The following is a 12,424-nucleotide window of genomic DNA, read 5'->3' as shown; positions in this document are numbered from 1 at the left end:
ATTATTTAGCCCGGCAAAATCTGTACTAAAAGTGTTACGGAAGCGGTAATAGTACCAACTGCACCGCAAGAATTATGGGTACAGTTGGTATATTTTTGAAGGTGGTTTTTGCTACAAGATCAGTTTACTGCTTTTGCGGTAAAACAACCTCGAAGTTAGCGCCCTGCCCGGGCTGCGAATAAATATGCATGGTACCTTTAAGGCTATCAACCAAATGCTTTACCAGCGCCAGGCCAAAGCCATAGCCCTGCTCGCCGCTTGTACCATTTGTTGATGATGCGTTTCCGCTCAGTATGTTATTTATACTATCTGTATCAAGGCCTACACCTGTATCGGTTACATTTATTTGCAACAAGTTATGGTCTTCTTCAATCTTCAGGCTAAGGTCTACCGTTACGCTGCCGTCTTTTGGTGTAAACTTCATGGCATTTGATATAAGGTTACCCGTAATTTGCAGTAATTTACTTTTAGAGAATGGTATGCCTGATGAATTTACCGATGTGTTCACCACAAACTTGATATTCTTATTCATTGCTTGCGGCACATACAGTTTTTCGAGCTTATCCTTAAATACGGTTAAATTAAACTGATCGCTGTTAAGCTTATCCGGCTTGTCTATACTTAATATTTCGTCGGCAAGTTCTAATAACGAGCGACCGCTTTTTTGTATCAGGTTTATAAACTCCAATACTTCGTCTATCTCATTTTCTTTACCCTGATCGCTTATTACCTGGGCAAGCCCTATGATACCGCCCAAAGGCCCGCGGATATCATGAGCCACTTTTTTGCGCGACTCGTTAGCCTCTTTTAATTTGCCGTTTAGTTTGCTTATTAACTTATGGGCGTTTAAACGGTTAACTATCTCGTCGGCAATAATTTTTAGCAACTCGGTTTTTTCGGGTGATAGCGATTTCAGGTCTCTGTCTAAAACACATAAAGCGCCCAAATTATGGCCATCGCTGGTGCGTAATGGTACACCGTAGTAATAGCGCACCAGCGGCTGGCCGGTAACGTAAAACTTATCTTTAAATCGGTCATCAGCGCGCAGATCCTCTACCTCAAAATGTTCATTAACAATGGTGTACTGGCAAACTGAATCTTCACGCGGCATTTGCTCAATGTCCAAACCATGATTAGTAATGGTCCATTGTGTATACGAGTCGATTAGGTTAACTAATGAGATGGATGTGCCGGCAACTTTAGCCGCCAGTTTGGCAAGGTCTTTAAAGCTTTCTTCAAAGCCCGAGTAATCCAGATCATAGTCGGCCAGACTGATGATCCTTTCCATTTCATTTTCAGGAACAGGTGGTTTTATCATAAATAATAGTTTCGGTCGGGTATAATTACGGATTTTTTTTGGATCAGGTTTTAAAGAAATAATTTTTAACGGGTAATTTAAAATAATAAGCCCTCATTATCTTTTAAATTAACACCCGATAACTTTCGTTTAAATGCCTCCTGTATCAGGTAAAATATCTTATCCGCAGCGGTGTTAAAATCCAAACCACCCGGGCGGATGTTTGATATGCAGTTGCGCGAGTCGTCGGTTAAGCCGGGCCGCGGTGCAAAGGTTAAATAAGCGCCCATGCTATCGGCTGCGCTAAGGCCGGGCCGTTCACCTATTAATATCAGTGAAAGTTTTGCTTCTAATTCGGCCGCTATACCATCGGCTATAGCTACCCTACCCTGTTGCACCAGGCATATGGGGGCAAGTTTTAACCCCGCATCTGTAATTTTAGGGATCAGTATTTTAAGCAGATCCATTACGTTATCGTTTATTGCAATAGCCGAAAGCCCATCGGCTATAATGATCACTACATCGTCGCCGGTTATTTGGTCGGCCAGGCGGTTAATGGATAGTTCGTCTGCCTGCCGGCCCATATCCGGCCGTTGCAGGTATTGGGCACGATGAGTAGCGCGGCTATGCAATTGCAATACCGGGCGGTTAAAAATAGCCAGTTCATCCTCCAACCGTTCCGCATCCATTACCGAATACACGGCATCGCGTGCATGGGCATGGGCCAGCTTAAAGGCTAACGATTGTTGTGTAGGTATGCTAATACCTGTGCTGCCAATGGCTATACGGGCAGGTGTATACTCCTTTAAAAAATGTAGAGGGTCGTTGGGTTTTTCTATTTTATCCATAAGCCCCCCATTTGCTTTAACATGTTTTGTTTAGCCGTTTTAGCTAAACTGCCATCGGGGGCGGTTATACCTTGCTTTATTAGCCATTGTTCAAACTCGGGCGCAGGTTTAAGGCCCAGCACCTTGCGCAGGTACAATGCATCATGAAACGAGGTAGACTGATAGTTGAGCATAATATCGTCAGAACCCGGTAAACCCATTATAAAATTACAGCCGGCCACACCTAATAAGGTAAGCAGGTTGTCCATATCATCCTGGTCGGCCTCGGCATGGTTAGTGTAGCAAATATCAACGCCCATTGGCAGGCCAAGCAACTTGGCGCAAAAATGGTCTTCTAACGCCGCACGAATAATCTGTTTACCGTCGTATAAATATTCGGGGCCAATAAAGCCAACCACCGAATTTACCAGGAAAGGGTTATATTTTTTTGCCACCGCGTAGGCCCTTGCCTCGCAGGTTTGCTGGTCGGCATCGTGATGCGCATTGGCTGATAGCGCGCTGCCCTGCCCGGTTTCAAAATACATTACATTTTGGCCAACAGTGCCCCGCTTTAATGATAATGTGGCATCATAAGCCTCGGCCAATAAGCTTAAGCTGATACCAAAACTGCTATTGGCCTTTTGTGTACCGGCTATAGATTGGAAACAAAGATCGACCGGGGCATTTTTATTGATCAGTTCAATCGTGGTAGTTATATGGCTTAATACACACGATTGGGCAGGTATATCAAATTGTTGGCGCAGGTTATCTATTAAAACCAGTATTTTGTTTACAGCCATGGGGCTATCAGTTGCAGGGTTTATACCAATAACCGCGTCGCCGCTGCCATATAATAAACCCTCTATCAGGCTGGCAGCTATCCCGCGCGGGTCGTCGGTGGGGTGGTTGGGTTGCAGGCGTGTAGAGAAATGCCCCTTTAACCCTATGGTGTTACGGAACTTGGTTATTATTTCGCATTTTTTTGCTACCGCGATAAGGTCCTGGTTTCGCATTATTTTTGATACCGCGGCTGCCATTTCGGGAGTAACCGCGGCAGCTATGCTTTGCAAAACAGCTCCATCCGTCTCCTCCAGCAATAACCAATCTCTAAAGTCGCCAACGGTTAAATGGCTAATAATTTTAAAGCCTTCGCTGTCGTGGTTGTCTATTATCAGCCTGGTAACCTCATCATCTTCGTAGGGTATAATAGCTTCATTCAAAAAATCAGTAAGGGGTACGTCGGCAAGCGTTATTTGCGCGGCTACACGTTCCTCGTAAGTATCAGCGCTTAATCCGGCCAATGCATCGCCGGTACGAAAGGGCGAGGCTTTAGCCAGCAATATCCGCAGGTTATTAAACCTGTAAACCTTGCCGGATATGGTGTGCTGATAGGACATTTATAGGCTATGATTGATTTATCGTACGTTCAACTATACCACTCTCTCGAGCATTGCATCATCCATTATCTTTTGTTTGTGCTTACCCATTATTACAAATATCACCATGATAAAGGCCAGCCCTGCAAAAAATATCAGGCTTATCTTAAAATTGTAATAGATAATAGCAAACATACACACTGATGCGATAATTAAAGCAACAGCCGGGAAAACCGGATAAAATGGCGCCGTAAACGGCCGCTCAATATGCGGCTCGGTTTTGCGGAGGATAAACAGACTGATCATGCTCATCATATACATTACCACCGCACCTAAAACGGATAGGATGAGTATCTGATCGATAGTACCCATATATAGTGCTATAACACTTATTATCCCTGCTGCTATAATAGCCCAATGGGGTGTTTTAAATTTGTCGCTTACCTGTGCCAGCGGGCGGGGCAAATAGCCGCTGCGGGCCATTGCAAACACCTGCCTTGATGATGCCAGTATGGTACCGTGTATAGATGCTATAAGCCCGAATAACCCTATGCTGGCAAATAGTTGGGTTAGGCCGCTGGTTTTACCCAACACAATGCCAATAGCTTCGGGCAGCGGGTAGGCTATGCTGCTTAGCTGGTGCCAATTAGTAATACCGCCGGTAAGTATCATTACCCCAAGGGCCAAAAAAACCAGTGTACCCAGGGCATATATATATCCCCGGGGGATGTTTCTTTTAGGGTTATCAACTTCTTCGGCTACCATGGCTACACCTTCAATAGCCAGGTAAAACCATACCGCAAAAGGCAGCGCGGCAAATACACCGCTCCAACCAAATGGCATAGGGTCGGTTAAGTAATTGCTCATTTTAAAGTGCGGACCAACCACACCCATAAAAAGCAATAGCTCGCCTACTGCCAGTATGGTTATAAAAACCGAAAAAGCGGCCGACTCTTTAACCCCATAAATATTAAGCGCAATAAACACAGCATTAAAAAACAATGCTGATGGTAAAACACCCAGCGCAGGATGCAAAAAGTGCAGATAACTCCCCAACGAAAACGCTATAGCAGGCGTTGCCAGCACAAAATCTATCAGTGTGGCATAACCGGCAATTAAGCCACCAAACGGCCCCATGGTACGGTATGCGTACGCAAAAGCACCACCCGCGTGGGGTATGGTTGTAGTTAGTTCTGTATAGCTAAAAATAAAGGTGATGTACATTACTGTTACCACCACGGTAGCTATTAAAAAGCCAATGGTACCTGCTACCCCCCAACCAAAATTCCACCCAAAGTATTCGCCAGATATGACCAGGCCTACGGCAATTGCCCATAAATGAATTGGTTTTAAAACCTTTTTTAATTGTTTAACATTTACGTTTTCCAAAGGCGGTAATTTTATGAAATTTACAACGCCTTAAGTTACTCATTAAAACAATTCAAACAAAATCAACAAATTGTTAAGCATTCAATATAATAATGATTGATGTTTTTCCGGCAGACATTGTACCCCGCTTGTCATCTTACGCTTTTCTTAAAAATAACTTAGGGTAATGATTTAATAACTATTATTTAATATTAACACTTTTTATAAATTTGCGCTCCTAATTGATAACGAGTGCCGCAACACCATACTCCTACTATAAAACAAATTTGGGTTAAGGCCCTGCAAAACCCGCATAAGCGGTATAAAATTATATGGGGTTCTGTTTTTATAGCTATCCTGTTAGCATTTATGCCCATGTTTTTTAATCATATCGAAAAAAGAAACGGTGTGGTTTTAAACGATTGGCTGCTGGCCCGTGTACCATCGTACGACATGTCGTACCCGATATTTGCAATTATTTGGGGAATGGCCATTTTAACCGTTATCCGTGCAACCCGCAACCCCGATATATTTATCAAATACGTTTGGACACTGATATTTATTAACCTTGCCCGCTTTACAAGCATTAGTCTGGTAGTGCTTGACCCACCCCGCGGACTCATCCACCTGGTAGATCCAATTTCGGGGCTGTTTTATGGTAACGCCAGTATCACTAAAGATCTTTTCTTTTCAGGCCATACCTCTACCCTTGTATTAATGTTTTTGTGCCTGCAAAAACGTACAGACAAGATAATAGGTTTTATTGCTACCATTGCGTTGGTTATATTGCTGGTTATACAGCATATACACTACACCATTGATATTGTGGCCGCGCCATTTATAGTGTATGCCTTATTTACAGCCACCTGCTATTTTTTAAAGCTTGATAAAGTAAAAAAAGCACCTAAAGCCGCAGCTAAAGCAGCATAAATTGCTTGCGTTTGGCACATTAAAACATTAAATTTATAAGCTGCTTAATAAACCATTTGTAACGCCTGCAGCCCTATTTTAATGATAAAGAAGCTTACCCTTATAGCATTTTTGTTTTTAGCTGTTTATGCCAATGCACAGCAAAAAACACCACGCCAGTTATTTCCCGGATTGTTTGAAGCGGTACAATCATCTGATATATTTCCGGATAACAAAACCTTTGTGGATTGTACACCAAAGTATGAGCCATACCAGATAATGAAGGCCTATAACGAGCAATTGGGCAAAGCAGGCTTTAACCTTAAAGAATTTGTATTAACAAACTTTACAGTACCTGCAGCTGCAACCCATGCTTTTCAAACGAATATTGAGGAAGGCATACGCAAGCATATTGATACCTTATGGCAAGTGTTGCAACGCAAGCCTGATGAAACATCTAAACTATCTTCGCTGGCGGCATTGCCCAACCCTTACATTGTGCCAGGCGGCCGTTTCCGCGAAATATACTATTGGGATTCGTACTTTACGATGCTTGGACTACAGGAAAGTCACCAGGAAAAGGTTATCAGCCACATGATAGATAATTTTGCCTACCTTATAGATACCTACGGGTTTATACCTAATGGTAACCGCGCTTATTATCTTACCCGTTCGCAACCGCCGTTTTTTTCGATGATGGTTGGCCTGCTGGCAAAAAGCGAAGGCAATGCTATATTAACCAAGTATCAGCCACAACTAATAAAGGAATACAACTATTGGATGCTGGGCGGCGCCGCGCTGGGCAATAACCAGGCAGCACATAGGGTAGTACGCATGAATGATGGCACCTTGCTTAACCGTTACTGGGACGAAAGCGATGAGCCCAGGGAAGAATCGTACATAAAAGATGTGGATGCGGCCAAGTTGACTAAGCAGCCCTTACCGGTATTTTACCATAACATACGTGCTGCCGCGGCATCGGGCTGGGACTTTAGCAGCCGTTGGTTTGATGGATCGGTAAAGCTGGAAACCATAAAAACTACCGACCTGGTACCTGTAGACCTGAACTGCCTGCTGTATAACCTGGAGCAAACCATTGCCCGTAGCTACCAAATTAAAGGTGATAATGCACAATACCAAGCCTATACTGCAAAGGCAGAGTCCCGAAAAAAAGCTATACTAAAATATTGCTGGAATGAACAAACACAATGGTTTGGCGATTATAACTGGGCCACTCAGCAATTTTCGGCGATACCAACCTTGGCAGCAGCCTTTCCACTGGAGTTTAAGATAGCCAGCCCCGTACAAGCCAAAAAAATAGCCGAAGGTTTAAAGGCTAACTTTTTAAAACCCGGCGGCTTGGTTACCACGCTTAACTTTAGCGGCCAGCAATGGGATGCGCCAAACGGATGGGCTCCATTGCAGTATATGGCCATTGATGGCCTCGAAAACTATGGCCACAGCGAGTTAGCCAAGGATATTGCTACCCGCTGGCTGCAGCTAAACATCCGCGTGTTTAAACAAACCGGTAAACTGCTGGAAAAATACAACGTAGTAGATACCAGCCTTACCGCCGGCGGCGGCGAATACCCCCTGCAAGACGGCTTCGGCTGGACCAACGGGGTGCTGTTAAAGTTGATGAACCGGTATAAGTTTGATGAGAAGAAGGGGGAATAATTACGTTTAACAAGTAGAGACGCGAAGTATCGCGTCTCTACTTGTTAAACGTTATCAGTATTAACGTTTACTTATCTTATTCAGGGTGATTTGGCGTTGCAGGTTGCATTTAAACCTGTCGGTACCATCAACTTGTAATTTTGCATGCTTGGTTTGCCTGCCCTGCACCCTTGCCCGCCACATCTTAAAACTTGATAGCTTCATTTGCCTGCGCATTAGGTCTATTACATTTTGTTCGCTAAGGCCAAACTGCGTTTTAATGGCGTCAAATGGCGTGCGGTCTTCCCATGCCATCTCTATGATCCGGTCAATATCTACAATAGTTAGATTTGTAATAATTGCAGGTTTACTCATGCTTGTTAAAACTGAAGAATAAGGCGTTTGTTGGTTTGTTAAATGGAGACGCGAAGTATAGCGTCTCTACGATATTTATATTATTCCTTACTTCACCGTATAAGTTTCCTTCTTTACCCCAACACCTGTAATTTTTAACGATTTCCAATTAGCGGGTAGCTTACTTTTTAATTGTACGATGCCTTCGGGCGTGATATCCAATCCGCCGAAACCCATCAGCAGGCTTTGGATAATACCACCCGCTCCTGTTGCAAAATATGGGTTAGTGCCGCCCTTGGTCTCGGCTATTACCCTAAACGGCGGGTTAAGGTTGGGCTCATAGGCTTCTTTAAACCAATGATAAGCCTTTTGTCCATCGCCTAAACGGGCGTATAGCAGGGCAAATACACCCTGTGTCATGGCGGGGGTACCTTCGTTTGGTACACGGGTTTCGTAGTATTCCAGGTCTTTTTTTATCTGGGCCGGGTCGGTAATGGTTTTTAGTGGATAAGCTAATAAGTTTACATCGGCTTGTTTAATACCCTCGCCTTTGTATTGGGCATGCTCCTGTGTTACGCCATTGGCCATTTTTAAAATAGGAATGTTGTTAGCCACATTTACCCAATCAGTATCGGCTTGCATACCCAATATTTTGGCAGCGGCAGTAGCATTGCGCAGGTTGGCCTGTGCAGCGGCATTGGTGAAGGCGTTATTATCAATATTCTCGGCCCACTCGTCGGCAGCTACTACGTTTTTAATATCATAATGGCCGGGGCCGTTACGCTCTACCCTGCTTGCCCAAAAATCGGCGGTGGCGCTTAATATAGGCCAGCCTTTTTCGCGCAGCCATTGTTTATCCTGTGTTACGCAGTAATAATTCCATGCAGCGTTGGCTACATCGGCAGTAATGTGGTGCTCAAACGGGCCGCTTAATGCCCATACAGGTGTTTCCTCTACCCCGCTATCGGCACTTTCCCAGGGGAACATGGCTCCCTTGTATCCATGCGAAAAAGCGTTCCTTCGCGCATTCTCTAATCGTTCAAAACGGTATTCTACCATCGATTTTGATATCTCGGGGTGCAGTACCAGCATAGCCGGGAACATCCACAGGTCGGTGTCCCAAAACACATGGCCGTTATACCCTAATCCCGATAAACCCATCGGCGAAGGTGATAAGGTGGTACCCGCACGCGAGAACGAGTATAAATGATACAGCATACTATGCACATCCTGCTGCGCTTGCGGGTCGCCTTCAATTTGTATATCGCTTTTCCAAAGCTCGTCCCACGCTTTATTATGAAATTCTATTAAACGCTTTTTGCCTTCAAGCAAAGCAAAAATAGTTAAACGCTCTGCCTCGTTTAGCGGGTCGGCATGGTGGGCCGATGTGATTGACGAACCAGTGACTCCGTAAGCGTAAGTTTGCCCGGCAGCAACAGCATGACTAAACTTCATCAGGTGCATGTTATTATCCCACATTTCGTGTATCACACGTGGCTCTTTACCATGCTCTTCGTTAAACAAAAACGATGTTGAGGCACATAGCTGCAGCTTGCCTGTAGGGCTTTTAGCGGTTGATGTTAAAAGGCTTATAGTAACATGCGGCCGGTCTATCTCGTTGTAATAATTTTGTACTTCCTTTAAGGCATCAGGGGCCTCCATTACACTGGCAGCAGTAATATTGATCGATTTTTTAGCGGTAACCGCTACATCCATCAAAACGGTGTAAGGGAGTTGCCTTAACGAGTAGTAAGTATATTTTATGGTTGCTTTATCGCCGTAATCAAAAGTGGTGGTAAAAGCAGCATGCTGCATATCCAGTTCTTGCTTAAAGTTGCTTACCATTTTGGCATCAAGGCGTTTGCCATCAACCTCAAGGTACATGTTAAGCAGGTTAAAACTGTTTAAAAAGTTGCTCACGCGGCCACGGCCATAAAGATCATATGCACCGGCAAGCACCACATTTTTTACCTTAAATGGCTCGGGCGATGATACAATACCTATCATACCGTTAGCGGCAGTTATACCGTAATAGTTATTGGGGTCTATTTTATCGGCTTTAATTATCCATGGGCTTATGCTTTGCGCAGTTGCACTAAATATTGCCAATAGCATTGTAGCCGTGTAGACCAATAAAAATCTTCTCATAAAAACCATGGTTACTTTATTTTCAATTGTAATTTTTCGGCCACCAGGTCGCCAATTTTGCGCCCAGTTACATTGCCTACATCGCAGGCAATTTTGTAATGTATTCCGCCATAAACACGAGATATGGCGGCCTCCTGTGCAGCATTACGAAACGACGTAAACTTGCGCGGCGCTATGCCAAATTCCGATTCGGATGAATCGGTATAGGCTATGTTATCGCCAAAATTATATGTTAAAACCTCGGCAGCGGCAGCAGAGATAACCGCGTGGCCGCTAATATATTCGGGGAATGGCGGTGTTTGAATATATGGCCTCCAATCGGCATCTATCAGCTTGGTAATAACCGTTTCGGGGCGAACACTGTTGGCCTTGTACTTTACATACCAACAATTAATAAAGGCATCAAACAAAGCAATGCTTGTTTCGGCATAAGCGGCCACGGTTGTGTTAAAGTCTGCCTTACTTAAAACCGACCCATAGCCTGCAATATTCATCCAGTGCCCCCCTGGCGAAAACTTTTTGGTAGCAAACGATGCGTGGCCTATAACATTTAATTTAAAGGCATTATCGTCCCAAAAATCGGCCATGTGCTTTTGATCTACGCTAAGGCTATCAACCATTCCTTTTACCTGCATAAGTTCTTTGTAAAACTTGCTGTTTTTATCTTTCATATTATAAGCAGGCGGCTCTGGCGCCGGTATTTGTGATGCCGAATCTAACACCATTGGCCGTATTTCGCCCCAGTGCGGCTCAAGTGCCTGCGCATACATGGGTGGTGTGGGTATCCAGCGGCCATCCTGGCGGTTAACGGTATATTTACTTGCCGAGCGCGTCTGGGCATAATTATCTTTTTTGCTCCATTGCATAATATATTTAGCAACCACATCCGAGTAAGCAACCGAGTTATCAAATACATCTGAAGGCATGCCGGCATCTTTTACTTTTTGCTTTAACTCGTCTATGTAAATAGTCATGCTACCCTCGGGGAAGGTTACCGCGTTACCCACATAACAAAAGGATAATAGGGATGCAAATTGAAAATCTATCTCTTTATCCTTAGGGGGTAGTGGTGTGGCGGGCAGGTGTTTTATTTGCCCCGATAGCGAGCGGTAATGTTTTGGGTCGCCGGCTGCTATGGTTTGGTAGGCAGCTATATTGGCATAAGCATAGTTACGTGAAGCTATAACCGGCGGGAAATTATTTTCGAGTACAATATCGTTAAGCTTTTTTACAGTGCTGCGGTACAATTCGGGGTCGTGGGTAAATTTTTGGTAGTCGGGCTTTTTACAGGACGCAAGGGCTAATATCGCTGCTGCAAATAAAAACAGGAAACGGTTCATAATTACATATAGGTTTTTAGAAAAACCGGTGGCTTTAATATCGTAAATTTATATTGGTTTTTCGTTGATTACAGGCTAATATAGGCATTTTTTGCTAATTGAAATTGATAATTATTGTTTGATTTTAACAAGCATAATTAAGTACTTTTACTCCACAATAACGCACCGCTTTCAGCTTGTTTTATTGGCTACTATCTTCTTGTATTTATATGAAAAAACCTGCTCTTTTAACATTAGGCTTAATACTAATTGCTTTTATAAGTGTTTATTTTATTATTCCGCAATGGATAAAAACTAATAACATTACCCAAGTTGATACAACCGACGAAAACATAGCTAAATTTTTGGTTGATAAGCACCAATGGCAAAAATGGTGGCCGGGCGAGCATAGTGCTGCCGATAGCAATGAATACAGCTATAAAGGCGTAACCTACATTTTGCAAAAGGCAACCAATAGCGATATGCAGGTACAAATAAAAACCGGAGATTTAGTATTAGATAGCCATCTTACGTATTTAGCAATAGATGACGGGGCTACGAAGGTAACCTGGTATGCGCAAATGCAAAGCAGCACAAATCCCTTTACACGAATAGCTGAATTTATACGGATAAAAAACACGGCTAATGGTATGACCGCCATATTGGAAAACTTTAAGCGTTTTATGCAAACCGATACCAATGTGTATGGCATAAAGGTTAACCTAAAGAAAATTAACGATCCTATATTGCTTGCCAAGAATATGATCACCCCTACTTACCCTACTACAGCGATTATTTATAAAATGATAGCCGACCTTAAATTGCAAATAAAGGCAAAAGGCGTTAACGAAACCAACAAGCCAATGCTTAACATTACACCTATAGATAACGAATACCATGTAATGGCAGCAATACCAATTAATAAAACAATTGTTCCGGATACCGGTACCGTAATAAATAACATGGTTAAGGGTGGCAACATACTCGAGGCTGATGTTAAAGGCGGCAGGGGTAACATAGACAATGCATTTCAGCAGCTTAAAAACTATCAAAAAGATCATGCCCTTGTTTCACCAGCAATGCCATTTGAATTAATAATTACCGATAGAATAGCCGAGCCAGACACAGCAAAGTGGATAACCCAGATTTATTGGCCAATTTTTTAAATGA

10 protein-coding genes are annotated in these 12,424 nt (G+C 43.4%); 3 read left to right on the top strand and 7 right to left on the bottom strand.

Translation table 11 applies throughout. The features are described 5' to 3' along the window. Nucleotides 1-124: 124 nt before the first annotated feature. The 4 genes from FFF34_001400 to eat form a co-directional block, all read right to left on the bottom strand. A complete protein-coding gene (locus FFF34_001400) occupies nucleotides 125-1,318 on the bottom strand; it encodes a GAF domain-containing sensor histidine kinase (GenBank protein TSD66085.1) in 1,194 nt (397 codons plus the stop codon). 77 nt (nucleotides 1,319-1,395) lie between these two features. Continuing rightward, nucleotides 1,396-2,145: an ethanolamine ammonia-lyase subunit EutC gene (locus tag FFF34_001395; protein ID TSD66084.1), complete on the bottom strand. Its 750-nt coding sequence runs from the start codon at nucleotides 2,143-2,145 to the stop codon at nucleotides 1,396-1,398. Then, a complete protein-coding gene (locus FFF34_001390; GenBank protein ID TSD66083.1) occupies nucleotides 2,133-3,521 on the bottom strand; it encodes an ethanolamine ammonia-lyase subunit EutB in 1,389 nt (462 codons plus the stop codon). Before FFF34_001390 ends, FFF34_001395 begins: the two co-directional genes overlap by 13 nt. Before the next feature lie 33 nt (nucleotides 3,522-3,554). Next, nucleotides 3,555-4,889 carry an ethanolamine permease gene (gene eat, locus FFF34_001385; GenBank protein ID TSD66082.1) on the bottom strand — a complete coding sequence of 445 codons (1,335 nt, stop codon included), beginning with the start codon at nucleotides 4,887-4,889 and terminating at the stop codon, nucleotides 3,555-3,557. 348 nt (nucleotides 4,890-5,237) lie between these two features. On the opposite strand from eat, the gene FFF34_001380 reads away from it, so the two are divergent. Both FFF34_001380 and treA read left to right on the top strand, forming a co-directional pair. Continuing rightward, nucleotides 5,238-5,798 (top strand): hypothetical protein, encoded by a 561-nt coding sequence (locus tag FFF34_001380; protein ID TSD66081.1) that lies wholly within the window; start codon nucleotides 5,238-5,240, stop codon nucleotides 5,796-5,798. An 81-nt stretch (nucleotides 5,799-5,879) separates the two neighbouring features. Continuing rightward, on the top strand, nucleotides 5,880-7,454 hold the full coding sequence (gene treA, locus FFF34_001375; GenBank protein TSD66080.1) for an alpha,alpha-trehalase TreA: 1,575 nt from the start codon (nucleotides 5,880-5,882) through the stop codon (nucleotides 7,452-7,454). A 60-nt stretch (nucleotides 7,455-7,514) separates the two neighbouring features. Here the strand turns inward: treA and FFF34_001370 are convergent, their stop codons facing one another. The 3 genes from FFF34_001370 to FFF34_001360 form a co-directional block, all read right to left on the bottom strand. Then, on the bottom strand, nucleotides 7,515-7,808 hold the full coding sequence (locus FFF34_001370; GenBank protein TSD66079.1) for a TIGR03643 family protein: 294 nt from the start codon (nucleotides 7,806-7,808) through the stop codon (nucleotides 7,515-7,517). 87 nt (nucleotides 7,809-7,895) lie between these two features. After that, nucleotides 7,896-9,935: a glycoside hydrolase family 65 protein gene (locus tag FFF34_001365; GenBank protein ID TSD66078.1), complete on the bottom strand. Its 2,040-nt coding sequence runs from the start codon at nucleotides 9,933-9,935 to the stop codon at nucleotides 7,896-7,898. 11 nt (nucleotides 9,936-9,946) lie between these two features. Continuing rightward, complete coding sequence (locus tag FFF34_001360; GenBank protein ID TSD66077.1) at nucleotides 9,947-11,275, bottom strand: vanadium-dependent haloperoxidase; 1,329 nt, start codon at nucleotides 11,273-11,275, stop codon at nucleotides 9,947-9,949. A 209-nt stretch (nucleotides 11,276-11,484) separates the two neighbouring features. Between FFF34_001360 and FFF34_001355 the strand changes: the two genes are divergently transcribed. Continuing rightward, on the top strand, nucleotides 11,485-12,420 hold the full coding sequence (locus FFF34_001355; protein ID TSD66076.1) for a hypothetical protein: 936 nt from the start codon (nucleotides 11,485-11,487) through the stop codon (nucleotides 12,418-12,420). Nucleotides 12,421-12,424 lie beyond the last annotated feature (4 nt).

Source organism: Inquilinus sp. KBS0705 (genome assembly GCA_005938025.2).
Lineage (GTDB): Bacteria > Bacteroidota > Bacteroidia > Sphingobacteriales > Sphingobacteriaceae > Mucilaginibacter.
Note: the sequence above shows the minus strand (reverse complement) of the source record. Positions and strands in the feature narration are given on the sequence as shown.

Coding starts and splice junctions, on each gene's coding strand:
- FFF34_001400 (TSD66085.1), bottom strand. CDS start 1,318: ATGATAAAACCACCTGTTCCTGAAAATGAAATGGAAAGGATCATCAGT.
- FFF34_001395 (TSD66084.1), bottom strand. CDS start 2,145: ATGGATAAAATAGAAAAACCCAACGACCCTCTACATTTTTTAAAGGAG.
- FFF34_001390 (TSD66083.1), bottom strand. CDS start 3,521: ATGTCCTATCAGCACACCATATCCGGCAAGGTTTACAGGTTTAATAAC.
- FFF34_001380 (TSD66081.1), top strand. CDS start 5,238: ATGCCCATGTTTTTTAATCATATCGAAAAAAGAAACGGTGTGGTTTTA.
- treA (TSD66080.1), top strand. CDS start 5,880: ATGATAAAGAAGCTTACCCTTATAGCATTTTTGTTTTTAGCTGTTTAT.
- FFF34_001370 (TSD66079.1), bottom strand. CDS start 7,808: ATGAGTAAACCTGCAATTATTACAAATCTAACTATTGTAGATATTGAC.
- FFF34_001365 (TSD66078.1), bottom strand. CDS start 9,935: ATGAGAAGATTTTTATTGGTCTACACGGCTACAATGCTATTGGCAATA.
- FFF34_001360 (TSD66077.1), bottom strand. CDS start 11,275: ATGAACCGTTTCCTGTTTTTATTTGCAGCAGCGATATTAGCCCTTGCG.
- FFF34_001355 (TSD66076.1), top strand. CDS start 11,485: ATGAAAAAACCTGCTCTTTTAACATTAGGCTTAATACTAATTGCTTTT.